At 74.5% G+C, this 23556-nt stretch carries 19 protein-coding genes; 8 read left to right on the forward strand and 11 right to left on the reverse strand.

Features of this window, described 5'->3' with window-relative positions:
• Complete coding sequence (locus BM237_RS16150; RefSeq protein WP_093850363.1) at nt 1-726, reverse strand: siderophore-interacting protein; 726 nt, start codon at nt 724-726, stop codon at nt 1-3.
• A gap of 137 nt (nt 727-863) precedes the next feature.
• Here BM237_RS16150 and BM237_RS16155 point away from each other — a divergent pair, with 137 nt between their 5' ends.
• Nucleotides 864-1505 carry a GNAT family N-acetyltransferase gene (locus BM237_RS16155; RefSeq protein WP_093850364.1) on the forward strand — a complete coding sequence of 214 codons (642 nt, stop codon included), beginning with the start codon at nt 864-866 and terminating at the stop codon, nt 1503-1505.
• Between the two features lie 60 nt (nt 1506-1565).
• Here the strand turns inward: BM237_RS16155 and BM237_RS16160 are convergent, their stop codons facing one another.
• A complete protein-coding gene (locus BM237_RS16160; protein WP_093850365.1) occupies nt 1566-2951 on the reverse strand; it encodes an alkaline phosphatase PhoX in 1386 nt (461 codons plus the stop codon).
• A 191-nt stretch (nt 2952-3142) separates the two neighbouring features.
• Nucleotides 3143-4279: a cell division protein ZapE gene (gene zapE, locus BM237_RS16165; protein WP_093850366.1), complete on the reverse strand. Its 1137-nt coding sequence runs from the start codon at nt 4277-4279 to the stop codon at nt 3143-3145.
• Between the two features lie 66 nt (nt 4280-4345).
• Here zapE and BM237_RS16170 point away from each other — a divergent pair, with 66 nt between their 5' ends.
• The 4 genes from BM237_RS16170 to msrB all read left to right on the forward strand — a co-directional run bounded on the left by BM237_RS16170 (nt 4346) and on the right by msrB (nt 7917).
• Entirely contained in the window at nt 4346-5221 is an 876-nt protein-coding gene (locus BM237_RS16170; RefSeq protein WP_093850367.1) for a pyrimidine reductase family protein, read from the forward strand.
• A 140-nt stretch (nt 5222-5361) separates the two neighbouring features.
• Nucleotides 5362-5841, forward strand: coding sequence for an indole-3-glycerol phosphate synthase (locus BM237_RS16175; RefSeq protein ID WP_093850368.1), 480 nt, complete (start codon nt 5362-5364; stop codon nt 5839-5841).
• Nucleotides 5842-6068: 227 nt separating this feature from the next.
• Nucleotides 6069-7493 (forward strand): UDP-N-acetylmuramate--L-alanine ligase, encoded by a 1425-nt coding sequence (gene murC / locus BM237_RS16180; protein ID WP_093850369.1) that lies wholly within the window; start codon nt 6069-6071, stop codon nt 7491-7493.
• A gap of 16 nt (nt 7494-7509) precedes the next feature.
• Nucleotides 7510-7917 carry a peptide-methionine (R)-S-oxide reductase MsrB gene (msrB, locus tag BM237_RS16185; protein WP_093850370.1) on the forward strand — a complete coding sequence of 136 codons (408 nt, stop codon included), beginning with the start codon at nt 7510-7512 and terminating at the stop codon, nt 7915-7917.
• Nucleotides 7918-7983: 66 nt separating this feature from the next.
• On the opposite strand, the gene treZ is transcribed toward msrB, so the two are convergent.
• On the reverse strand, nt 7984-9723 hold the full coding sequence (gene treZ, locus BM237_RS16190) for a malto-oligosyltrehalose trehalohydrolase (protein WP_093850371.1): 1740 nt from the start codon (nt 9721-9723) through the stop codon (nt 7984-7986).
• A 204-nt stretch (nt 9724-9927) separates the two neighbouring features.
• Here treZ and BM237_RS16195 point away from each other — a divergent pair, with 204 nt between their 5' ends.
• Nucleotides 9928-10470, forward strand: a complete 543-nt coding sequence (locus BM237_RS16195; protein ID WP_093850372.1) for an FHA domain-containing protein — start codon at nt 9928-9930, stop codon at nt 10468-10470.
• Between the two features lie 47 nt (nt 10471-10517).
• On the opposite strand, the gene BM237_RS16200 is transcribed toward BM237_RS16195, so the two are convergent.
• The 3 genes from BM237_RS16200 to glgX all read right to left on the reverse strand — a co-directional run bounded on the left by BM237_RS16200 (nt 10518) and on the right by glgX (nt 16486).
• Nucleotides 10518-11621, reverse strand: coding sequence for a lytic polysaccharide monooxygenase (locus tag BM237_RS16200; protein ID WP_245793660.1), 1104 nt, complete (start codon nt 11619-11621; stop codon nt 10518-10520).
• A 197-nt stretch (nt 11622-11818) separates the two neighbouring features.
• Nucleotides 11819-14275, reverse strand: a complete 2457-nt coding sequence (gene treY, locus BM237_RS16205; RefSeq protein ID WP_093850374.1) for a malto-oligosyltrehalose synthase — start codon at nt 14273-14275, stop codon at nt 11819-11821.
• 96 nt (nt 14276-14371) lie between these two features.
• Nucleotides 14372-16486: a glycogen debranching protein GlgX gene (gene glgX, locus BM237_RS16210; RefSeq protein WP_093850375.1), complete on the reverse strand. Its 2115-nt coding sequence runs from the start codon at nt 16484-16486 to the stop codon at nt 14372-14374.
• Between the two features lie 217 nt (nt 16487-16703).
• On the opposite strand from glgX, the gene BM237_RS16215 reads away from it, so the two are divergent.
• On the forward strand, nt 16704-17972 hold the full coding sequence (locus tag BM237_RS16215) for a DUF5919 domain-containing protein (RefSeq protein ID WP_093850376.1): 1269 nt from the start codon (nt 16704-16706) through the stop codon (nt 17970-17972).
• 82 nt (nt 17973-18054) lie between these two features.
• Here the strand turns inward: BM237_RS16215 and BM237_RS16220 are convergent, their stop codons facing one another.
• On the reverse strand, nt 18055-19869 hold the full coding sequence (locus BM237_RS16220; RefSeq protein ID WP_093850377.1) for a hypothetical protein: 1815 nt from the start codon (nt 19867-19869) through the stop codon (nt 18055-18057).
• Nucleotides 19870-20120: 251 nt separating this feature from the next.
• Here BM237_RS16220 and BM237_RS16225 point away from each other — a divergent pair, with 251 nt between their 5' ends.
• The gene (locus tag BM237_RS16225; protein ID WP_093850378.1) at nt 20121-20858 is read left to right on the forward strand and encodes an RICIN domain-containing protein; all 738 of its coding nucleotides are present in this window, start codon (nt 20121-20123) and stop codon (nt 20856-20858) included.
• An 89-nt stretch (nt 20859-20947) separates the two neighbouring features.
• Here the strand turns inward: BM237_RS16225 and BM237_RS16230 are convergent, their stop codons facing one another.
• From BM237_RS16230 to BM237_RS16240, 3 genes are all read right to left on the reverse strand, one after another.
• On the reverse strand, nt 20948-21700 hold the full coding sequence (locus BM237_RS16230) for a sirohydrochlorin chelatase (protein WP_245793672.1): 753 nt from the start codon (nt 21698-21700) through the stop codon (nt 20948-20950).
• A gap of 86 nt (nt 21701-21786) precedes the next feature.
• Nucleotides 21787-22725 (reverse strand): ABC transporter permease, encoded by a 939-nt coding sequence (locus BM237_RS16235; RefSeq protein ID WP_093850380.1) that lies wholly within the window; start codon nt 22723-22725, stop codon nt 21787-21789.
• Nucleotides 22712-23530 carry an ABC transporter ATP-binding protein gene (locus BM237_RS16240; RefSeq protein ID WP_093850381.1) on the reverse strand — a complete coding sequence of 273 codons (819 nt, stop codon included), beginning with the start codon at nt 23528-23530 and terminating at the stop codon, nt 22712-22714. Before BM237_RS16240 ends, BM237_RS16235 begins: the two co-directional genes overlap by 14 nt.
• Nucleotides 23531-23556 lie beyond the last annotated feature (26 nt).

Here is a 23556-nt window from a genome sequence, read left to right on the forward strand (position 1 = left end):
TCAGGTCGTGCGCCAGTAGCCCAGTGCGTGCACCCTGTCCTTCGGCACGCCGAGCTCCTTGCGGGCGTACGAGGCGAGGGCGCGGGTGGTGGTGGTGTCGCAGGCGATCCAGACGTAGGGATCCGGCTCGTCCTCCAGCAGCTTCGGCAGGGCCGCGGTCACCTCGGTCACCAGATGGGCGCCGGCGTCCCGGCGCGGGATCCACCGTACCTCGTGCGGGCCGGACCGGAGCCGCAGCGGCAGTTCGGCGTCCTGCGGATGCGCGGTCTCCAGCCAGACGGTCGCGGGCGTGCCGGGGAAGGCGTCCAGCAGCGAGTTGACCGCCGGCAGGGACGCCGGGTCGCCGACGGCCAGGAGCCGGGAGGGCTCGGGCGACGGCGCGGTGAACCCCGTGCCCTGGACGGTGGCCTCGATCGTGTCGCCCGGCCGCGCGCCGCGCGCCCAGTCGCAGGCGATGCCCTCGTGCAGCGCGAACTCCAGGGCGAACGTCCCGGCCGCGGGATCGGGATCGACCAGGGTGTAGGCGCGCTGGTGCGGTTTGCCCCCGCTCTCGAACCAGAGGCGGACCCACATCGTCGGGTGGACGCCGGTCGAGGCGAGCATCCCGCCGTCCGTCATCCGGATCCGCAGGTAGTGCTCGGTGACCTGTTCGGTTCCGGTCACGGTGAACTCGAAGTCCCTGCCCCGCAGCAGTCTGAGGACCACGCCCTCCCAGCCATGCCCCACGGTCTCTCCTCCCCGGTCCCGGGGTGCCCCCGGACAGCCGCCGTTTTGGTTAGGTTAGCCTAACTTAACGAGCGGGGGGTGTTCGCGGCGCCCCCTGCTTCGGCCTGCCCGACCCCGCCCTTCCCTTCGGAGAACACGTGTCCAGACCCACCGGCGCCACCGCCGTCCCGACCGTCCCTGACACCCCCGGCGCCTCGCGCGGGCCCGTCCACGAGCGGGCCGTCGAGGGCTTCGGGACCCTGCGGATCACCCCCGTGGACCCCGAGCGCGACGCCGCCGTCATCCACGGCTGGGTCACCGGGGAGCGCGCCGCGTTCTGGGGGATGGGCTCGATGGACGTCCGGGAGGTCCGCGAGGTCTACGCCCACATGGACGCCCTCACCACCCACCACGCCTTCCTCGTCCACCGCGACGGGGAGCCCGTCGCGCTCCTCCAGACGTACGACCCCGCCGAGGACCGGGTGGGGCTGTGCTACGAGGTCCGGCCCGGCGACGTCGGGGCGCACCTGCTGCTCGCCCCCGCCGCGGACGCCGGCGAGCCGGGGTTCACCGGCCGCCTGGCGTCCGCGATCCTGGAGTACCTGCTGGCCGACCCGGACTGCCGCCGGATCGTCGTCGAGCCGGACGCCCGCAACGAGAAGGCGATCGCGCGCATGCTGCGCACCGGGTTCGAGCAGGGGCCCGAGGTGGTGCTCCCCGCGGTCGAGCTGCCGGAGGTCAGCCTCCCCGAGAAGCGGGCCCGGCTGGCCTTCCTGCCGCGGGAGGCGGTCGCCGGCTGACCCCGGCCGGTGAGGTCCCGCCGGACCCTGTGCCCCGCCGGCCCCGGTGTCCCGCCGGTCTCAGTGGCGCCACGGCCCGGTGACGGCGAACGTGGTCCCCGGCTCGTAGCAGTTGACGTACATGGTGCGGCGGTCGGGCGAGAAGGTGACGCCCGCGAACTCGCCGTACGCCGGCTCCCGCGCGGTGCCGGTGTTCTGGGCGTTGCGCGCCAGGGCGTAGATCTCGCCGTGGCGGGTGAGGCCGTAGACGTGCTGCTCGCCGCCGCCGTCCTCGCAGACCATCAGGCCGCCGCCCGGGGCGAGGCAGATGTTGTCCGGGGACTCGCCGGGGGTGTCCACACCGGTGTCCGGCCCGAAGATCACCGCCAGCGTCAGCCGGCGGCGGCCCGGCTCGTAGCGCCACACCTGGCCGAAGTGGTCGGCCGCCGAGCCCTCGGAGCTGCGCGCGTAGCTGGAGACGAAGTACACCGCGCCCCGCCCCCGGTGGCTGCCCCAGTAGCAGCCCTCCAGCTTCTGCGCGTGGGTGACGCCGCCGCGGCCGAAGTCCTGGAGGCGGATGGGCGTCCGCTTCGCCAGTGGATCGGGCACCGGCAGCCACTCGACGCCGTCGAAGCGCGTGCCCGGCTCGGTGACGGCCGACAGGTCCGGGACGCCGGGCACCCGCATGGCCTCCAGCCTCCCGCCCACGCGCAGCGAGTCGAAGCCGCCGCGGGGCCGGTGCGGCAGGAAGCGGTAGAACAGGCCGAAGGGGTGGTCGAAGGCGTCCTCGGTCTCGTAGACCACGCCCTCGCGCGGATCGACGGCGATGGCCTCGTGCTGGAAGCGGCCCATCGCGGTCAGCGGTTCGGGGACGGTGCGGTGACCGGGCCGCAGGCCGACCTCGAAGATGAAGCCGTGGTCCTTGGTGTAGCCGTTGGTGCCGGCCCTGTCCTCGGTCTCCTCGCAGGTCAGCCAGGTGCCCCAGGGAGTCGGGCCGCCCGCGCAGTTCACCGCGGTGCCCGCGATGCCCACCCGCTCGTCCAGCACGCGGTCGCCGCCGGAGAGCTCCAGCACCGTGCAACCGCCCAGGCCCCGCGAGTCGTACGTCAGCCCGCGAGCGGCGGGGACGCGGTACGGGTCGTCGTGGCGGTTCTCGTGGTTGCGCACCAGCTGTACGTGCCCGGGGCGGGTGCCGGGCAGGGCGGTCATGCCGTCGTGGCTGCCGGGGACCGGTCCCTGGCCCGAGAGCATGGGCTCGCCCTCACGCGACAGCACCCGGTAGCGGAAACCTTTCGGCAGGTCGAGCAGGCCGTCGGGATCGGGCACGAGGGGGCCGTATCCGCCCCGGCCGCCGGCCGCGTGGGCGGCGTCCGTACCGGCGAAGATCTCGGAGAGCGATCCGGTGAAGGCGATCCCCGCCCCGACGGCGGCGGCACTCCCCAGGATCCGGCGTCGCGTTGCTGACATGGGCAACTCCCTGCTGGCGGACAGGTTGATGACCCGCTTGTGTGTACCACGCCGTCCGCTCGGCGGGAACCAGGCGCGGCACGGGCGGAACCCGCCCGCGCGCACCGCGACCCTCCCGGCGTACGGATCCGGCCGTCCTCCGCTTCCGTCGGGCGCCGCCCCGCTCAAGCGCCGCTCGGGCGCCGCCCCGGTCAGGCGCCGTCGCCCGCCCCGGTCAGGCGCCGCGCGTCGCGGGCGAGCGCGGTCAGCCGGGATATCGCCCGGAAGTACTTCTTGCGGTAGCCCCCCTTGAGCATGTCCTCGCCGAAGAGCCGGTCGAACGGCACCCCGGAGGCGAGCACCGGCACCTCGCGGTCGTAGAGCCGGTCGGCCAGGACCACCAGGCGCAGCGCGGTGGATTGGTCCGGCACCGGCTGGACATCCGTGAGACAGACCGCCCGAACGCCGTCGCACAGTGCGCCGTAGCGGCTGGGGTGCACCCGGGAGAGGTGGTCCAGGAGGGAGGGGAAGTGGTCCAGGGACGCGCCGGGGGTGCGGTGCGCGGCGGCGGCCACCTCGGCCTCGCCGGCCGGCGGCGGGGCCTCGGGCAGACCGCGGTGGCGGTAGTCCTCGCCGTCGATGCGCAGCGTGCGGAAGTGCGCCGACAGGCCCTGGATCTCCCGCAGGAAGTCGGCGGCGGCGAACCGGCCCTCGCCCAGCTTGCCGGGCAGGGTGTTGGAGGTGGCCGCCAGCGCCACGCCCTCCTCGACCAGACGGCTCAGCAGGGTGGAGACCAGCACGGTGTCGCCCGGGTCGTCCAGCTCGAACTCGTCGATGCACAGCAGCCGGTGCCCGCCGAGCGTGGCCACCGTCTGCTGGAAGCCGAGCGCGCCCACCAGATTGGTCAGCTCCACGAACGTACCGAACGCCTTGCGCTCGGGCGGGGCCTCGGTGGCGTGCCACAGGGAGGCCAGCAGATGGGTCTTGCCGACGCCGTAACCGCCGTCGAGATACACCCCGCGCGGCCCGGTGGGCGCCGTCTGCCGCCCGCCGCGGCGGAACCAGCGGCGGATGCCGCCGCCCCCGCCGTCCGCCCGGTCCCCGCCGAGCCCGCCCGCGAACTCGCTCAGCACCTTCACCGCCTCGGACTGGCTGGGCCGGGAGGGGTCGGGGATGTAGTTGTCGAAGCGCACCGAGTCGAAGCGCGGCGGCGGCACCATCTCCGCGACCAGGCGGTCGGCGGGGACGTGCGGCTCGCGGTCGCACAGGGACGGCGGGGCGGCCCCGTCGGCCGCCGGACGCTCCGGTCCGGCGCTCGGGGCGGGCTTGTGGGCGGGGGAGGACGACACTCTTATCACTGTACGTGGCGTGGCGGGGCGGGAAACACGCCGGTGGCACGTGCCACACTGCGCCGTATGCGACGTCTGTTCCCTCCTTTCGAGTACTCCGCGGCACCCACGGCGCCCACGGCCCCCGGGCCTCAGGAGTCACCGTCCGCCGGCCGGCCCTGGACGCTCGAGGAGATCGCCGACGCGTACGCCTACCCCGTCACCACCACCACCGCCGCGGCCGGGAAGGCGGGAGGGACGGGAGGGGCCGGACAGGCACCGCAGCCCTGGCTGCGCGGCAACATGGTCGCCTCCCTCGACGGCGCCGCCCACCACGGCGGACGCTCCCAGCCGCTGTCCTCGGACGCCGACATGCGGATCTTCGGGGTGCTGCGCGCCCTGGCGGACGCCGTGGTCGTCGGCGCCGAAACGGTACGCCGGGAGGGGTACCGGCCGGCCCGCCGCCGCGAGGCGTTCGCCGCCCGGCGCGAGGCGGCCGGGCAGGGGCCGGCCCCTGCCATCGCGGTCGTCAGCGCGAGCCTGGACCTGGACTTCTCCCTGCCGCTGTTCACCGAGCCATCGGTGCCCACCCTGGTGCTCACCGGCGCCGCCGCCCCGGCCGGCCGCCAGGAGGCGGCGCGCGGGGCGGGCGCGGTGGTGGTGCACGCGGGCGAGGGCGCGGAGGTGGACCCGGCGCGGGTGCCGGGAGTGCTGGCCGGGCACGGCCACACCCGGCTGCTCACCGAGGGCGGGCCGCGCCTGCTGGGCCGCTTCGCGGCCGCCGGCGTCCTGGACGAGCTGTGCCTGACCGTCTCCCCCCGGATCACCGCGGGGGACGCCGCGCGGATCCTGGACGGCCCCGGCTTCGAGACCCCCGTGGAGTACGAACTGACCTCCCTGCTGGAGGAGGACGGGTTCCTCTTCTCGCGCTACCGCCGCTCCCGGGGGCCGGCCCGGAAATGACCGGATCTGTTTGTCCGCGCCAACAAGGTGTGACGTGCACAGAATGAGATACGCAGAGTGAAATGTGCAGTCCCACACCGATGTGGGACGGGACAGTCGTCGTACGGGTCGCCGACCCGTCAGGAGGAAGGGCACCTGCCGTGTTCACGTCCGTACTGATGATCGAGAAGCCGCTGGTGCCCACCGATGTCGGGCTCGTCACCACACTCCACGGCGACGAGCCCGTCTCGTTCGTCGTGCTCATGCAGCCGCGCGGCGACCAGGACCGGCTGCTGCGCGCCCTGGACGACGTGGCGCTGGGCGAGCTGGACGACGCCGTCCGCGAGGCCACCGGGCAGGACGAGGAGGAGGCGGCCGACAGTCCGGTCTCCCCGGCCGAGCGGGCGCTGGAGCACTCGCTGGGCGCGCTGCGCGCGGCGGGGGCGGAGGCCGTCGGCCAGATCGTCCAGGACCACCCCCTGGACGTGCTCACCTCGGTGGTGGAGGAGACCGGCGCCGACGAGGTGATCGTGCTGACCGCGCCGCACCTGGTGGAGGAGTTCTTCCACCGCGACTGGGCCTCACGGGCCCGCCACAAGGTCGGCGTCCCCGTGCTCAAGCTGTTCGCCCACGGCGAGTAGGCCGGGCGCGGGCGCCGCACGCCGCCCGCGGGCACCCGGCCCGCTCGCATAGGCTGGGGCCGGGTACCCGCCGGCGGCGTGCGCGGCCCGGCCGCACCGCCGCACGGACGCCCCGGAACACCCGGAAGCATCCGAGGACGTCCGAGAACACACCAGAACACACCAGAACACACCAGAACACAGCCCCGGCGGGCACACCGCCCGGAGCACCCCCGAAAGGACACCGCATGGCGCCCGGCCTGCCGACCGCGATGGAACGACCGCACTTCATCGGCATCGGCGGAGCCGGAATGTCCGGTATCGCGAAGATCCTCGCCCGGCGCGGCGCCGAGGTCGCCGGCAGCGACGCCAGGGAGTCCGCCACCGCCGGGGCGCTGCGCGCCCTCGGGGCCACCGTCCACATCGGTCACGCCGCCGGACACCTCGCCGCCGACGCCACCGCCGTCGTCGTCTCCAGCGCCATCCGCGACGACAACCCCGAGCTGGCCGCCGCCCGCGAGCGCGGCGTGCCCGTCGTGCACCGCTCCGACGCGCTGGCCGCTCTCATGGACGGCCTGCGCCCCATCGCCGTCGCCGGCACCCACGGCAAGACGACCACCACCTCCATGCTCGCCGTCGCCCTGGACGCGATGGGCCTGGACCCCTCGTACGCCATCGGCGGCGACCTCGACGGCCCCGGCACCAACGCCCGGCACGGCGGCGGGGAGATCTTCGTCGCCGAGGCCGACGAGAGCGACCGCAGCTTCCACAAGTACGCCCCCGAGGTGGCGATCGTCCTCAACGTGGAACTGGACCACCACGCCAACTACGCCTCGATGGAGGAGATCCACGAGTCGTTCCTCACCTTCGCCGACCGCGTCCGTCCCGGCGGCACCCTGGTGGTCAGCGCCGACCACGACGGCGCCCGCGAGTTCACCGCCCGCCTGCGCGCCCGCGCCGCCGAGGACGCCCGGGACCTGCGGATCGTCACCTACGGCGAGGCCGAGGACGCCGGCGTACGCGTCCTCAAGGTCCTCCCGCAGGGGCTGACCAGCGAGGTCACCGCCGTCCTCGACGGTGCGCAGCACACCTTCACCGTCTCCGTCCCCGGCCGCCACTACGCCCACAACGCCGTCGCCGCACTGGCCGCCGGAGCGGCGCTGGGCGTCCCGGCCGGCGACCTGGCCGCGGCGCTGGCCTCCTACACCGGCGTCAACCGCCGCCTCCAGCCCAAGGGCGAGGCGCGCGGAGTGCGGGTCATCGACTCCTACGCCCACCACCCCACCGAGATGACCGCCGACATCGAGGCCATCCGGGGCGCGGCCGCGGGCGGCCGGGTGCTGGTCCTCTTCCAGCCGCACCTGTTCAGCCGCACCCGGGAGCTGGGAGCGGAGATGGGGCAGGCCCTGGCGCTGACCGACGCCTCGGTCGTCCTGGACGTCTACCCGGCCCGCGAGGACCCGATCCCGGGCGTCACCAGCGCCGTCATCACCGACGCCGCCCTGGCCGCGGGCGCGGACGCGCGGCCCGAGTCCGACAGACAGGCCGCCGCCGCCCTGATCGCCGGAATGGCCGAGCCCGGCGATCTCGTTCTCACCATGGGAGCGGGCGACGTCACCGAACTCGGCGCGACGGTGCTGGAGCGGCTGGCCGCCCGTCCGGCGAACCGATAGGGCCGAGGAGAGATCCATGGGTTACGAGATCGACAAGAGCGACGAGCAGTGGCGGCAGGAGCTCAGCCCCGCCGAGTACCACGTGCTGCGCGAGGCGGGCACCGAGCCGGCCTTCACCGGTGAGTACAACCACACCAAGACCACCGGCGTCTACCAGTGCCGCGCCTGCGGGGCCGAGCTGTTCCGCTCCGACACCAAGTTCGAGTCCCACTGCGGCTGGCCCAGCTTCTTCGACCCGGCCGACTCCTCGGCCGTCGAACTGCTGGAGGACCGCTCCCACGGCATGGTCCGCACCGAGGTGCGCTGCGCGCGCTGCGGCTCCCACCTGGGCCACGTCTTCCGCGGCGAGGGCTACCCGACCCCGACGGACGAGCGCTACTGCATCAACTCCGTCTCCCTGAAACTGGCGCCCGAGGAGGGCTGACGAGCCCCGAGCCGGTCCCGAGCCCGCCCCGCCCGCGCGAGGCGGGCTCGGAACCGGGCGGCCGGACTACCGCAGCACCGCCGCCGAGTGCGGGCCCAGCCGCAGCAGGCCGTCGCCCTCCGGGGCCTCGCACTCGCCCCAGGAGGCCAGCTCGGCGGCGGTGTGCACCGACAGGGGGATCTCGGCGGTGCCCTCCTCGGCCAGGTTCACCGCCACGTGCAGCCCGCCGTGGCGCATGCACAGCCAGCGCCGCTCCTCGTCGTGGGCGACGTGGACGTCCACCAGCCGGGTGCGGGGCGAGACATGGGCGCGGCGCAGCGCGATGAGCGCGCGGTGCCAGGCCAGCAGGCCGGCGTGCGGCTCGCGGTGCGGCTCGTCCCAGTCCAGGCAGGAGCGCAGCCGGGTGGCCGGGTCCTGCGGATCGGGTACGTCCGCCTCCGACCAGCCGTGCGCGGCGAACTCCCGCCGCCGCCCCCGCCGTACCGCCTCGGCCAGCTCCGGGTCCCGGTGGTCGGTGAAGTACTGCCAGGGGGTGCGCGCCCCCCACTCCTCGCCCATGAACAGCATCGGCGTGTACGGCCCGCACAGCACCAGCGCCGCCGCGCAGGCCGCCAGGCCGGGGGAGAGGTGGGAAGCGAGCCGGTCGCCGCGGGCCCGGTTGCCGATCTGGTCGTGCGTCTGGGCGTAGGCGAGGAAGCGGTGGGCCTCGGTGGCGGTGCGGTCCACCGCCATGCCGTGACGGCGGCCCCGGAAGGAGGAGTAGCTGCCGTCATGGAAGAACGCGCCGGTCAGCGACTTGGCCAGGGCCGCCAGCGGGGCGCGGGCGAAGTCGGCGTAGTAGCCCTGCGTCTCGCCGGTCAGCGCGGTGTGCAGGGCGTGGTGGATGTCGTCGTCCCACTGGGCGTCCATACCCAGCCCGTGCGCCTCGCGCGGCGCGGTGGTGCGCGGGTCGTTGCGGTCGGACTCGGCGATCAGGAACAGCGGGCGGCCCAGCTCGGCCGACAGGCCGTCCACGGACGCCGACAGCTCGGCCAGGAAGTGCTCGGCCCGCTCGTCGATCAGCGCGTGCACCGCGTCCAGCCGCAGCCCGTCCAGCCGGTAGTCGCGCAGGAAGGCCAGCGCGCTGCCGGTGAAGTACGCCCGCACCTCGTCCGAGCCGGGCGCGTCCAGGTTGACCGCCGCCCCCCACGGGGTGTGGTGGCGCTCGGTGAAGTACGGGCCGAACTCCGGCAGCCGGTTGCCCGACGGGCCCAGGTGGTTGTGGACCACGTCCAGGACCACGCCCAGCCCGTGGCCGTGCGCGGCGTCCACGAACCGCTTCAGGCCCTCGGGCCCGCCGTAGGGCTCGTGCACCGCCCAGGGCGCCACCCCGTCGTAGCCCCAGCCGTGGACGCCGGGGAAGGGGCTGACCGGCATCAGCTCGACATGGGTGACGCCCAGGTCGGCCAGATGGCCCAGCCGGCCGGCCGCCGCGTCGAAGGTGCCCGCCTCGGTGAAGGTGCCGACGTGCAGCTCGTACAGGACCGCGCCGTCCAGGCCGAGCCCCTCCCAGTCGTGCCGCCAGACGTACGCCTCCTGGTCCACCACCGCGGCGAGCCCGTCCGGGCCGTCGGGCAGCCGGCGGGCGCGGGGGTCGGGCAGAACGGGTCCGTCGTCGACCGCGAAGCCGTAGCGGGTCCCGTGCCCGGCGGACGCCTCGGCCCGCCACCACCCCTCGCGCTCCGGGTCGCGGTGCATGGGGTGCTCCTCGCCCCCCGCGTGCAGCGCGACCCGTCGCGCGTGTGGCGCCCACACCTCGAACAACACCGCAGATCTCCTTCGGCCGACGGCACCTCAGGGGACCAGCATGCCCGTTCGGCGGCCCTCCGCCGGGGATGTCGTACGGCGCCGCACGATGTCGGGGGGCCTGGCGACGGTGTGACGAAGCCACCGGAGCCGCCCGAAGCCCGTCCGCTGCTTCGCCCGGAGCGGGCTGGACAGCTCCGGTGCGGGTCCGGAGAATGACGGGTCATGGCATCTGTGGAGTCCCGGGCGATCCCGCCGCGTCCGTCGGAGGAGGACCGGGAACGCGCCCTGGAGGTGCTGCGCGAGAGCGCGGCCGAGGGACGGGTGTCGAACGGGACGTTCGAGCACCGGATGGATCTGATTCTCACCGCCCGCCGCTCCGACGAGATCGAGGCGGCGGTGCACGACCTGCGCCCCCGGCCGCCGGAGCCGGCGCTCATCAGGTTCGTCGGCGCGGTCTCGGCGCTGCCCGGGCGGCTGCGGCGGGCCTGGCAGACGGCCCGGCTGCCGGAGCTGATGCTGCCCGCGCCCGGCCCGTACCCGATGAGCATCGGCCGTGCGCCCGGTTCGGTGCTGCGGCTGAGCGACGAGACGGTGTCCCGGACGCACGCCCAGCTGCACAGCTCGGCGCGGGGTTGGACACTGCGCGATCTGGGCTCCTCCAACGGCACCTGGGTCAACGGCCGCCGGGTGACCGGATCGGTGAGCGTGCGTCCGGGGGACCATGTGCGGTTCGGGCGGGTCAGCTTCCGCCTCGGCAGCCGCTGACCCGCCCTCACCTCTCATTCGGTGCCCGCGCGGGGCGGGCGCCGCGATCAGTGCGGCATGCAGTGCGGTGCGGACGGGTCGCCCGCTCCGCCGTTCACCACGTAGCCGAAGGTCGCCGACTGCCCCGGTGCCAGAGTCGAGTCCTGCTGACTCTGGGCGTAGACGTTGGCGCCGTCGTAGGTGGGCGAGGCGTTCCACAGGCTGTCCACCCGCTGACCGGAGGCCAGTTCGAAGTGGACGGTCCAGCCGCTCAGGGCGGTGTCGCCGCGGTTGGTGACGGTCACCTCGCCCTGGTGGCCGCTGCCCCAGTCGTTGACCTTGCGGATGGCGGCGGTGCAGGAGGCCGTGCCCGGGTCGGTGGGCTCCTCACCGGGGTCGGTCGGCTCCTCGCCCGGGTCGCCCGGGTCCTCGCCGCCGTCCGAGCCGGGGAAGACCACCTCGCCGTTGCCGCCGTCGAAGGCGACGTCGGAGCAGCTGTAGAAGGTCTCGTTGCTGTCCGAGCGCGACCAGACCATGTAGATGATGTGGCGGCCGCTCTTGTTCGCCGGGAGGGCGCTGGTCCAGGTGTACTTGCCGTCGATGGTGCCGACCGAGCCGGACAGCTGCGGGTCGGTCACCGAGGCGAAGGGCTGGTCCTCCAGGTCGTCCCAGCCCAGCGGCTGGTTCGGGTCGTAGCCGTCCTTGGTGACGTAGAGGTGGAAGGTGCCCGGGTGGGCGGCCCACGCGTTGTAGGCGAACTGCATCTGGGCGCCGGAGGTCAGCCGGGTGTACGGCCAGTCGGAGCGGGCCTGGTTGAAGGCGGTGAAGTCGTACGGGCCGCCGGTGCCGCCGCTGCACAGCTCACCGTCGGGGATGAAGCCCTCGGTGCGTCCGGCGCCGTCGGAGCGGAGCACGGCGAACCAGTTGTAGAACGGGGTGGACCCGCCCTGGGCCAGGGCGTCCGCGCAGGCGGGGTTGTCCGGCTGGAGCGCGCCGGAGGAGGTGTGGGCGTTCTCCCAGCACAGGTAGGTGCGGCTGCCCGGGTTCATGGGCGCGCCGTGTGCCTGGGCCTTGCCCGCGGGGAGGAAGAACACCAGGCACAGGGCCGGCAGTGCGGCCAGCAGCGTCAGCAGGACGCCTCTGCGGGGGCGGCTCATTCTTGGTGTGGACATGCCATTCATGGCGGGCATGCCGTCTAAGCGTGTCGTCATCGTGCCGGAGGTCCCTTCAAGCACGTGTGGGGGTGGGACTATGATGGATGGGAGCGCTCCCATCTCCAGGTGAAGGTAGCGCGGGGGCCGGTGCGTGTAAATGCTCCGTTCACATCCGACGGAAATTCCCTACCGGGAGGGCGGCCTCCCGGTGCTCCTCAGCCGCGCACCAGCAGCGCCACCGGCCACCCGTCCAGCAGCTCCGCCAGTCCCGCGCTCCCCTCCGCCTCCCGGCCGCCCAGCAGATCCCGCCACCGCCCCGGCGGCAGCTCCAGGGCGGTCTCCCGCCAGCCGCCCGCCTCCGCCAGCCGCAGTGAGAGCCGGGTCGCGACGCAGACCACCGCACCCGAGCGCACGTACGCCACACAGTGCCCGGCCGCGGGCCCCGCGGCCCGCAGCGGCTCGTACGAGGCCGCCGCGCCGAACCACTCCGGGTGCTCCCGCCGCAGCCGCAGCGCCGCCTCGGTCAGGGCCCGCTTCTCCTCGGACAGGGACTCCGGCAGCCAGGCCTCGGCCTCCCGGCGGGCTTCCGCGGTCTCCTCCGGCGCGTCCCGCACAAAGGGCGGGAAGTCCGGCAGCCGCCGGTTGTCGGGATCGACCAGCGCGGTGTACACCCGCTCGGTGCCCATGTAGAGGTCCGGCACGCCCGGCATGGTCAGATGCAGCAGCGCCGCACCGAGCACGTTGGCCCGCACCGCACCGGCCGGCCCCCGCGCGAACTCCGCCACCGTGTACAGCGGCGGCCCGCCCGGCCCGGCCACCGCGAAGCGCTCGACGGCCTCCTCGTACGCCGCGTCCCGCTCCGTCCACGTGGTGCGCAGCCCCGCCTCCCGCACCGCCTTCAGCAGCGCGGGCACCAGCCGCTCCTGGTAGGGGAAGCCCATGCCGTACGCCGTCTGCCACGCCACCCACGCCACATGCCGGTCCGGGGCCTCCACGCCGGAGGCGCGCAGCGTCTCCCGCGTCACCCGCTCCAGCAGCTCCGCCCACCGCCGCGGGCACTCGGTCAGCACCGCCAGCGCCGCCCGTACGTCCGCGCTGCGCTTGGTGTCGTGCGTGGACAGCACGGTGCCGGTGACCGGCCAGTCGCGCTGGAGGCGGGCGCAGTACGCGTGGAACTCCTCCGGCGCCACCTGCGGGCTCCCCGGGTCCCCGCCCACCTCGGCGGCCGACAGCAGCGGCGCGTAGCGGTAGAAGGCGGTGTCCTCCTCCGACTTGGCCCGCAGCGCCGCGCAGACCTGCGCGAACCGCGCGCAGAAGTCCCGCTGGGCCTCGCCGTCACCCAGCTGACCCAGTGCCAGGTCCCGCACCACGTCCACCGCCGCGGCCTCCTCCGTCACCGCGAACGCCGCCCGCGCGCCCTCGGCCGCCTCCTCCAGCATCGCCCGGTCCTCCGCGCCCACCGGTCCGCCCGCGGCGACGTACGGCCGGTACACCGGCACCCGTGCCAGCATCTCCTCGATCGCGGTGCGCAGCGCCCAGGGCGCGTGGTCGCGCAGCGCCAGGCCGGGCGCGGCCTCGCACACGGCGGCGGCGGTGCGGGTCAGCCGCCCGACCTCGGCGGCCAGGTCGTGGGCGACCACCTCCCGGGCGGCCCGCCGCACGGTCGGCCCCCACTCGCCGCCCAGGTCCGGCGCGGCGCCGGTGAAGCCGCGGTAGAGGGTGGACAGCTCCGCCAGCCCGCCCGGGTCGAGGAAGAGGCCGTCGACGTGGTGCAGCGCGTCGTACCCGGTCGTCCCGGCCACCGGCCAGGACACCGGCAGCCGCTCGCGGGGGCCGAGGATCTTCTCCACCACCGTCCAGGCTCCGCCGCTCTCCTCCTCCAGCCGCAGCAGATACGCGCCCGGATCGGCCAGCCCGTCCGGGTGGTCGACCCGCAGGCCGTGGACCACGCCCTCGCGCAGCAGCCGCAGCACGCACGCGTGGGTGGCGGCGAAGACCTCCGGGTCCTCCACACGCACCCCGATCAGGTCGGCGATGGTGAAGAAGCGCCGGTAGTTCAGCTCGGTGCGGGCCAGCCGCCACCAGGCCAGCCGGTAGTGCTGGGCGTCCAGCAGCTCGGGCAGCGGCAGGTGCTCGGTGCCCTCGCGCAGCGGGAAGCGGTGGTCGTGGTACGCCAGGACACCGCCCTTGACCGTCAGCGATCCCAGCTCCTCGGCCGGCCGCCCGCCCAGCACCGGCAGCAGCAGGCGACCGCCGCCCGCCTCCCAGTCGATGTCGAACCAGCGCGCGTACGGGGAGGCCGGCCCCTCACGCAGCACCTCCCACAGAGCCTCGTTGAGCCGTTCGGGGACGGGGACGCCCATGTGGTTGGGGACGATGTCCACCACGATGCCCATGCCGTGCTCCCGCGCGGCGCGCGACAGCGACCGCAGCCCCTCCTCGCCGCCCAGCTCCTCACGGACCCGGGCGTGCCCGGTCACGTCGTAGCCGTGGGCGGAGCCGGGGGCGGCCTCCAGCACCGGGGACAGGTGCAGATGCGAGACCCCGAGCGAGGCCAGATAGGGCACGGCCTTCTCGGCGGCGGAGAACGGGAAGCCGGGCTGGAGCTGAAGACGGTAGGTGGCGGTCGGCACGGCCGGTACGGCGGGCACGGCGGGGGACTGAGGGGACATGTGGTGCATGTTCCCTGCGGGTGCCCGCCGAACCCGCCGCCTGTCGGGCGACGTCCCGCCCGGGGAAGGCGCCCGGGGCCGGCTGTACGGGGCCGGTCAGGCGGGCCGCTGGAGCACCGTCAGACTGCGGTCCACCAGGGTGATCCGGGAGCCCGCCCGCACCGTGGGGCCGGTGCCCGGCGGCACCCCGTCCTCCCGCGAGGTGTCCACCACGACCTGCCACTCCCGCCCGTGGTCCACCGGAACGGTGAACCCGCGCGGGGTCGGCTGCGCGTTGAACATCAGCAGGAAGGAGTCGTCGGTGATCCGCTCGCCGCGCTCGCCGGGCTCGGAGATCGCGTTGCCGTTGAGGAACACCGTCAGCGCCCTGGCCTGGGCCTCCTGCCAGTCCCGATGGGTCATCTCCTCGCCCTCGGGGGTGAACCAGGCGATGTCGGAGAGCTCGTCGTGGGTGCCCTCCACCGGCCGCCCGTGGAAGAAGCGCCGCCGCCGGAAGGCCGGGTGGTCGCGGCGCATCCCCACCATGGCCTGCACGAACTCGCACAGGGGGTGCTTCTCGCCCGCCTTCGGCCAGTGCACCCAGGACAGCTCGCCGTCCTGGCAGTAGGCGTTGTTGTTGCCTTTCTGGGTGCGGGCGAACTCGTCGCCGTGGGAGAGCATCGGCACCCCCTGGGAGAGCAGCAGGGTGGCGATGAAGTTGCGCATCTGCCGCCCGCGCAGCGCCAGGACGTCCTCGTCGTCGGTGGCCCCCTCCACCCCGCAGTTCCACGAGCGGTTGTGGCTCTCGCCGTCCCGGTTGCCCTCGCCGTTGGCCTCGTTGTGCTTGTCGTTGTACGCCACCAGGTCGTGCAGGGTGAAGCCGTCGTGGCAGGTGACGAAGTTGATCGAGGCCAGCGGACGGCGCCCGTCGTCCTGGTACAGGTCGGAGGAACCGGTCAGCCGGGAGGCGAACTCGGCCAGGGTGCGCGGCTCGCCCCGCCACAGGTCCCGCACGGTGTCGCGGTAGCGGCCGTTCCACTCCGTCCACAGCGGCGGGAAGTTCCCCACCTGGTAGCCGCCCTCGCCCACGTCCCACGGCTCGGCGATCAGCTTCACCTGGCTGACCACCGGGTCCTGCTGCACCAGGTCGAAGAACGACGACAGCCGGTCCACCTCGTGGAACTGGCGGGCCAGGGTGGCCGCCAGGTCGAAGCGGAAGCCGTCCACGTGCATCTCGGTGACCCAGTAGCGCAGCGAGTCCATGATCAGCTGCAGCACGTGCGGGGAGCGCATCAGCAGCGAGTTGCCGGTGCCGGTGGTGTCCATGTAGTACCGGGGGTCGTCGGTCAGCCGGTAGTACGAGGCGTTGTCCAGGCCCCGGAAGGACAGGGTCGGCCCCAGGTGGTTGCCCTCGGCGGTGTGGTTGTAGACCACGTCGAGGATCACCTCGATGCCGGCCTGGTGCAGCGCCTTGACCGCCTGCTTGAACTCCAGCACCTGCTGGCCCCGGTCGCCCCAGGAGGCGTAGGCGTTGTGCGGGGCGAAGAAGCCGATGGTGTTGTAGCCCCAGTAGTTCGCCAGCCCGGCGTCGGCCAGCCGGTGGTCGGTGACGAACTGGTGGACCGGCATCAGCTCCAGCGCGGTCACCCCCAACTTCGTCAGATGCTCGACGATCGCCGGATGGCCCAGCGCCGCGTAGGTGCCGCGCAGGTCCTCGGGCAGCTCCGGATGGAGCATCGTCAGGCCCTTGACGTGGGCCTCGTAGATGACCGTCTGGTGGTAGTCGGTGCGCGGGGGCCGGTCGTCGCCCCAGTCGAAGTAGGGGTTGACCACCACCGAGGCCATGGTGTGCGGGGCGGAGTCCAGGTCGTTGCGCCGTTCGGGTTGGTCGAAGTGGTAGCCGTAGACCGCCTCGTCCCAGTCGATGGCGCCGCTCATCGCCCTGGCGTAGGGGTCCAGCAGCAGCTTGGCGCTGTTGCAGCGCTTGCCCTTCTCCGGCTCGTACGGCCCGTGCACACGGAAGCCGTAGCGCTGGCCGGGCATGACGCCCGGCAGGTAGGCGTGCCGCACGAACGCGTCGGACTCGCGCAGCTCGATCGCCGTCTCCGACCCGTCGTCGTGCAGCAGGCACAGTTCGATGCGCTCCGCCGCCTCCGAGAACACGGCGAAGTTCGTCCCGGCCCCGTCGTACGTGGCGCCGAGGGGATATGCCCGTCCAGGCCAGACCTGCATGTCGACTCTTCCTGTCGCGGTCTCTACCCGTTACCCGTTTTCGCTGCATCCTTGCGCAGTACTGGTGCGGGAGACGGCCACCGGATGGGCACAGCATCCATCTTCCCCCGGATGAGCGTACGGGGAAAGGAACTTGGTGGCGGGATACTGCTGCGTCCCCTCCCGGGAGGGCAGTAGGCTCCTTGATCGAACAGCAGGTCCGGAAGGCGGTGCGCAGGTGGGCTCGGGAGGGCTTGAGCTTCCCTCGGGGAACGGGGGCGGCGAGAGCGGTGCCGCCGGGGCGCCCGGAGCGGTGCCGCCCGGCACGGTCTCCCTGGCCCGGCCGATGGAGATCGGCGCCGATCTGGCCTGGGGCGCCGAGGAGTGGGCCGAGGTGCGGCTGCGCGCCCAGCGGGCGGGACGGGCCTACATCTGGCTCAATCTCGTCGAGCAGCGGCTGCGCGCCGTGGTCGCGGCGGTGCTGCGGCCGATCTACGAGCCGGTGCACGGCGAGGAGTGGGTCGTGGCGGCGGCCGGCCCGACCGGGCAGGAGTGGGTCCAGCGGGCCGCGGCCGTGCGCGAGGTCAGCCGCCGCAAGGGATATCTGCTCGACCCGGCCGACGACACCCTGCTGGCCTTCCTGACCCTGCCGCAGCTGCGCGAGCTGGTGGTGCAGCACTGGCCCTGCTTCGAGCCCTACTTCGACGGGCGGCGCGAGCTGGAGCTGGCCCTGGACGAGCTGGAGGTCGCCCGCAGCGCGGTGGCGCGCAACCGCGCGCTGTCCCCGGCCGTCCTCGCCCAGGCCGAGCGGATCTCGGCCCGGCTGCTGGACCTGCTGGGCGCCGGCCGCGACATCCCCTCCGCCCACCGGCTGCCGGTGGACGCGGTGGAGGAGCTGGTCGGCGACCGCTTCGCCGACGTCGTCGGCGTCCACCCGGACCGGGTGCGCCTGCAGCGCCAGATCCCGGCCGAGGACCTGTTCGGCGGAGCGCGCCGGCTGGACGCCATCGGCATCGGACTGAACCTGCTGGTCCAGAACTACTCCGGACGCCGTCTGGTGCGGCTGGCCGAGTCCGGCTGCCGGGTGCGGCTGCTCTTCCTCAACCCGGCCAGCAGCACGATGCGCCGCCGGGAGCGGGAGCTGGGGCTGAAGAAGGGCGAGCTGAGCCGTTCGGTGGAGACGAACATCCTCCACATGCGGCGAGTGCGCTCCCGGCTGCGGGACGCCGACGCCTTCCAGATCCACGTCTTCGACGAGACCCCGCGCTTCACCGCCTACCTCGTGGACGGCGACGGGCCGGACGGCATCGCGGTGGTCCAGTCCTACCTGCGCCGCACCAGGGGGATGGAGGCCCCGGTCTTCGTGCTGCGCGGCGGCGGCCGGGACATCGTCCAGGGCGGAACTGCCCAGGGCGGCCCGCGGGGGGAGGGCGCCGAGGGCGGGCTGTTCCACCTCTACCGCGAGGAGATGGAGTCGGTGTGGGCCGACTCCCGGCCGGTGTCCTGACCCGGCCGACGCCCCCGGCTCCTTCCGGCGCGCCCGTCCGCGGCTGTGAGGCCGCGGGCGCGCGGGGCGGCGGTCACGGCGGTCACGGCGGGAAGGGCCTCTCCCACATGCCGGCCAGCGCGGTCAGGCCCCGGTCGAGACGGCGGAAGTACGTGGCACGGCTCAGATGCAACCGTGCCGCGACGTGCCGGTGGGTGGGGCCCCGCCCGAGGTAGTACGCCCGCAGGATCGCGCCCGCCTCGGCGTCGGCGGGGTCGTCGCTTACGGCGAGGTTCCGCACGGCGTCGCACAGCCGGCGGCGCAGGGCGGTCGCGGTCGCCGTCTCGGGGTGGGCCAGCAGCGGGCTCCGGGCCAGGGCGCGGGTGTCGTGCAACTGGCCCAGGGCCTGTCCGATCCACTGCCGCACCGTCGCGGTACCGGCCCGTGCCGGCGGGTCCTCCGGTGTGATGCTCCGCAGCCACCGCGGCAGGGCCTCCGGGCGCATGTCGTTGCTGTAGACCTCGGGACGGCGCCCGCACCGGTAGACGTCGTCCCGGACGCTTCCGTGCCGCCGGAACCCCAGGCTGCCCAGCAGCGACTGGTACTCGGGTGTCGCCGTCGACACCACCAGCGGGCCGTCGAGCACGGCCTGTCTCAGGACGTGCCGCAGAAGGTGCGCGTGCGTGGCCCGGTCCGGGCAGAACGCCGCGCCCAGGAACAGCCCGTCGGCCCGTCCCGCGTCGACGAGCGCGTCGGCGTGCTGCTGGAGCAGCGGCTCGACGCCGTCCGCGCCGCATCCGCTCATGGGAAGCAGGCTCGCCAGCCCGACGACCCGGCCGTCGCCGTCCCGGGCGATGTGGAACGCCTCGGTCTGCCAGTGCTCCGTCAGGCGCTCGGCGCGGCGGAGGTCGAAGCCGCCCCGCGCGGCCCACTGCCGCAGCAGTCGGCCGATGGGCGCGGCGTCCGAGGGGCCGGCCCGCTCCACGGCGGCCGGTGGCCGGGCGGAGGGGAACAGCGATCCGCGCAGGACCGGGTCGCCGGTCAGGAACAGGGCCTGCTCTACCAGGTCCGCGCGCTCCTCCGGCTCCCGGGCCCCGGCCAGCAGCCCGACGCGGTAGCCGGAGGCGCGGGTGCGGACGGTTCCGTGCGCGTCCGGGGAACGCCACCGGTAGGCCAGCTCCAGCAGCTGCCGGTACGGCTCCTCGACGCTCAGCCCGAGCACGCCCCGGCGCACGACGCTGAGGCCGGCCAGCACGTCGAACACCTCCGGTCCCGCCGACAGCAGCCGCTCGTCGCCGGCCCCCACCGTGGCCAGCAGCCGCAGGGCGTGCTGCCAGCGGCGCCCCGGCGCCTCCCGGGCCAGGCGCCCCATCAGCTCGCCGGCGACCCGGTCGGCCACCGCTCCCGGAGCCGAGGCCGGCGTCCCCGCCAGCACCGCCCGGCACACCGCCTCGGCGACGAACGGCACACCGCAGGCGAGCCGCACGGCCAGCTTCCGCGCCCCGGGGTCCGCGCACCGGGTCTCGGCCAGTTCCGCGACGGCGGTGTCCGGCAGCGGCGGCACCGGCACGCGCGCGATGTCCCGGCCGCCCCACGCCGGGTCCGCCGCCACCGGCCCGCGGCTGACCACGACGAGGCGGCACCCGGCGGCGGGGACGGCGTCCAGCGCGGCACCGAGGGCCTCCGTCCGCCGCCGTCCGTCCACCCCGTCCACGACGACGAGCCGCCCGCCGGCGCCGGCCAGCGCACCGGGCAGTCCCTCCGGCGGCATCCCGGCCCCGTCGTCCAGGTCGACGAGCCACGCGTCCGCCAGCCCCGCGACGAGCCTGCTCTTCCCCACACCCGGAGGTCCGGTCACATTGACGAACCGGTGCTCCGCGACCGCCGCCCCCAGCCGGGCCGCCACGCACTCCCCCATGCCCCCTCGCTCCCGCTCTCGGTGACCGGCCGACCCTATCGAGCGACGGCGGCGGCCACCAGATCACCGGCGGCGACCGGAACGTGGCCGCATGGGCACGCGGCGTGGTTGAGACTCCCCTGAGACCCCGCGGCGCTGTCGCCGGGGAAGGGGGCGCGCCTACCGTCGGCGCACGGGGGATCGCCCGTCGTGCCCGGCGCGTTCCCGTGCGACCCGACCAACTCGTACTCGTCAATGTGAGGGGAACCACTGTGAAGTCGGTCAGAAAGCTCGCCGCGGTGTTCGCGGCGCTGCTCACCTCGACCCTGATGCTGGCCGGGACGGCGACCGCCGCCCCGGCGGCGTTCGACCGGGCCGCCACCACGGCGACGGCCGCGGCGCCCACCGCCCCGAAGTACTTCACCGGTGTCGGGGGCGGCCCCTACAACATCGCGGTCCAGACCGCACGGGCCACCGCCTACGAAGCCGCGGCCCGGGAGGGCTACCCGGCCGCCAACTGCCGCGTCGTCCGGGGACCGATCGGGCAGCAGATCAACGAGACCTACTGGCAGGTCTTCATCGAGATCTACTGCCTGCCCCCGGCCGCCCCCGGCGCGGGCCCGATCATCGGCGTGCACTCCGACAAGTGCGTCGACGTCAAGGGCTCCAACACCGCGGACGGCACCCCGATCCAGCTCTACACCTGCAACGGCGGCGCCGCCCAGTCGTGGAAGATCCACTCCGACGGGACGATCCGGGCCCTGGGCAAGTGCATGGACGTGCAGTACGCCAAGACCGAGAACGGCTCCCACATCGGGCTCAACTCCTGCCACGGCGCGGGCAACCAGCGGTGGGAGAAGCTGCCGGGAGGGCTGCTGCGCAACGTCCACTCCGGCAAGTGCCTCGACGCCCTCGGCTGGCAGACCGGCAACGGCGCCCGGCTGGGCATCTGGACCTGCTCCCCGACCCACACCAACCAGCAGTGGAAGGGCGCGGGCATGAACGGCTGACCCGCGCCGCCGCCGTCGGCGGAGCGCCCGGCCGGCACCCCGGCCGGGCGCTCCGCGCATCCGGCCCGCCGCACGAGCGGCGGGCCGGATCACGCGCTGACCGGCACCCCGCCGTCCGCCGCCCACCGCACCAGCGCCTCGTCGTAGCGCCGCGCCATCAGACGGGCCAGCTCCGGGGCGTCGCCCAGCACCGGCGCCAGCAGGTCCGCGCCCGCCTCGCGGGCGCCGGCGGCGATGCGGTCCGGGAGGAAGCCGGGCGCGAGGACGTATGGGGCGACGGCCACCCGCCGCGCCCCCCGGGCGCGCAGCTCCCGCACCGCGTCGGCGGTGCGGGGAAGGGATGCGGAGGCGAACGCGGGCCGCACGGCACACCAACCGGAGATGTGCCGCCACTCCCGCGCGATATCTGCGATCACCGCGATCGCCTCCGGGTCGGAGGAGCCCGCCGAGGCCAGGACGACCCCGGTCGAGCGTTCGTCGCCGGGCCGCAGCCCGGCCTCGTGCAGCCGCCGTTCCAGGGCGGCCGTCAGCAGCCGGTCCGGGCCCAGGACGTCGGCCTGGCGCACCGTCAGCCGCGGCAGCCGCGCCACCGTCTCGCCCAGGACCGCGGGGATGTCGGCCTTGGCGTGGAAGGCGCGGGTGAGCAGCAGCGGCAGCGCCACCACCCGCCGCACCCCGTCGGCGTGCAGACGGGTCAGCACCTGGGGAACGGAGGGGGCGTTGAAGTCCAGATGGCCCACCTCGACCCGCAGCTTCGGGCGCAGCCCGCGCAGCCGGGCGCACAGCGCGGCCACCGTCGCCGCGTGGCGCGGGTCGCGGCTGCCGTGCGCGACGACCAGCAGGGCGGGACGGTCGCCACGGGTGCCGGGGGTGCCGCGGGTGTCCGGAGCGTGGCGGGCGGGGACGCGGAGGGCTCGCACGGGACCGCTCACCGCCCGGCCGCCGACGCCAGGCCGCGGCTGTGCAGCACGCGGCGCTCCACGGGGGAGAACAGTGCCGACTCCACGGCCACGCCGACCGCCAGGATCAGCACCACCGAGGCCAGCACCAGGCTCAGCTCGCCGCCCTGCCGGCCCGCGTCCAGCATCCGGCCGATGCCGGGCAGGGGGGTGGCGGTGATGAGCTCGGCCGTCATCAGGGCGCGCCAGCCGAAGGTCCAGCCCTGCCGCAGGGCCGTCACGAAGCCGGGCAGCGCGGCGGGGACGAGGACGTGGACGGCTCCGCGCAGGCCGCCGGCGCCCATCGACCGGCCCGCCCGCAGCAGCAGTGGCGGAATCCGGTCGACGGCGGCGGTGACCCCGACGGCGATGGACGGCACCGCGCCGAGCAGCACCACGGCGTACACCGCGCCCTCGGAGTTGCCCAGCGCGATCACCGCGACCGGCACCAGCGCGGCGGCAGGCAGCGACTGCACGGCGGACAGGATGGGCCCCAGGACCGTGCGCAGCGGCGCGACCCGGGTGAGCAGCAGCCCCAGGGGGACGCCGAGGGCGGCGGAGGCGGCGAAGCCGATCAGGCAGCGCAGCAGGCTGTGGCCGAGGGCGGGCAGCAGGGTGCCGTCCGACCAGGCGCCCGCCAGCTCGCCCCACACGGCGGCGGGGGAGGGCAGGGAGGCCGACCAGCTCAGCGCGTACGCCGTCTGCCACAGCACCAGCACCAGGGCGACGGCCGCCAGCGGCGGCGCGGCCTTGGCCAGCACCCGCCGCGAGGTGGCGACGGTGGCGGACACGGGGGACTCCAGGGCGTCCAGGCCGGACGCCATCTCGTCGGAGTCGCCGGGGCCGGAACCGCCGGGGGCGCCGGTGCCGGGCCCCGGGGGTTCGTGCCGGGCGCCCCGCCGGGAGTCCTCGGTGTCAGTGGCGGGCATGTCGGACGATCTCCTCGTGCAGATGGCCGGTGATCTCCCGGGCGAGGGAGGTGACCGCGGAATCCTCGATACGGCGGGGATAGGGAATGTCCACGTCCCACTGGCGCGCCACGCGCCCCGGGCGCGAGGACAGCAGCACGACCCGCTGGCCCAGCCGTACCGCCTCGCGCACGTTGTGGGTGACGAACAGCACCGTCAGCTCCCGCTCGCGCCACACACGGGTCAGCTCCTCGTGCAGCAGGTCGCGGGTGATGGCGTCCAGCGCGGCGAAGGGCTCGTCCATCAGCAGCACCCGGCTGCCCTGGGCCAGTGAGCGGGCCAGCGCCACGCGCTGCCGCATCCCGCCGGAGAGCTGGTGCACCCGCTTGCCGTACGCGTCCGGCAGCCGTACCAGCCGCAGCAGCTCCTCGGCCCGCCCGCGCCGCTCGGACTTGGGCACTCCGGCCAGCTTCAGGGCCAGCTCCACGTTGCGGCCGGCGCTCAGCCAGGGGAAGAGCGCGTGGTCCTGGAACATCAGCGCGGGCCGGCCGTGCGGCACCCGCACCTCGCCGGAGGTCGGGTGGTCGAGCCCGGCCACCAGGTTCAAAAGCGTGGACTTGCCGCAGCCGGAGGCGCCCAGCAGGCAGACGAACTCGCCGGGCGCCGCCGTCAGGTCGATGCCGTCCAGCACCTGCTGGCGGGCGCGGGGGGAGGAACCGAAGGACTTCGAGACGCGGTCGAGCCGCACCGCGTACGGGCGGGCCCGCCCGGCCCCGGCACCGGTGACGGACGGCGCCGGGGCGGGGGTGGCGAGTTCGGTGGACACAGCGGGGTCCTCTCGTGGTCCGCCAC

The sequence above is a fragment of the Streptomyces mangrovi genome (genome assembly GCF_900114215.1).
Taxonomy (GTDB): domain Bacteria; phylum Actinomycetota; class Actinomycetes; order Streptomycetales; family Streptomycetaceae; genus Streptomyces; species Streptomyces barkulensis.

What these genes read in the sequence shown, in the direction of transcription:
- BM237_RS16160 (WP_093850365.1), bottom strand. Translation starts at nt 2,951, where the DNA reads ATGTCAGCAACGCGACGCCGGATCCTGGGGAGTGCCGCCGCCGTCGGG.
- glgX (WP_093850375.1), bottom strand. Translation starts at nt 16,486, where the DNA reads ATGCAGGTCTGGCCTGGACGGGCATATCCCCTCGGCGCCACGTACGAC.
- BM237_RS16170 (WP_093850367.1), top strand. Translation starts at nt 4,346, where the DNA reads ATGCGACGTCTGTTCCCTCCTTTCGAGTACTCCGCGGCACCCACGGCG.
- treY (WP_093850374.1), bottom strand. Translation starts at nt 14,275, where the DNA reads ATGTCCCCTCAGTCCCCCGCCGTGCCCGCCGTACCGGCCGTGCCGACC.
- msrB (WP_093850370.1), top strand. Translation starts at nt 7,510, where the DNA reads ATGGGTTACGAGATCGACAAGAGCGACGAGCAGTGGCGGCAGGAGCTC.
- BM237_RS16220 (WP_093850377.1), bottom strand. Translation starts at nt 19,869, where the DNA reads ATGGGGGAGTGCGTGGCGGCCCGGCTGGGGGCGGCGGTCGCGGAGCAC.
- murC (WP_093850369.1), top strand. Translation starts at nt 6,069, where the DNA reads ATGGCGCCCGGCCTGCCGACCGCGATGGAACGACCGCACTTCATCGGC.
- BM237_RS16235 (WP_093850380.1), bottom strand. Translation starts at nt 22,725, where the DNA reads ATGCCCGCCACTGACACCGAGGACTCCCGGCGGGGCGCCCGGCACGAA.
- BM237_RS16200 (WP_245793660.1), bottom strand. Translation starts at nt 11,621, where the DNA reads ATGTCCACACCAAGAATGAGCCGCCCCCGCAGAGGCGTCCTGCTGACG.
- BM237_RS16195 (WP_093850372.1), top strand. Translation starts at nt 9,928, where the DNA reads ATGGCATCTGTGGAGTCCCGGGCGATCCCGCCGCGTCCGTCGGAGGAG.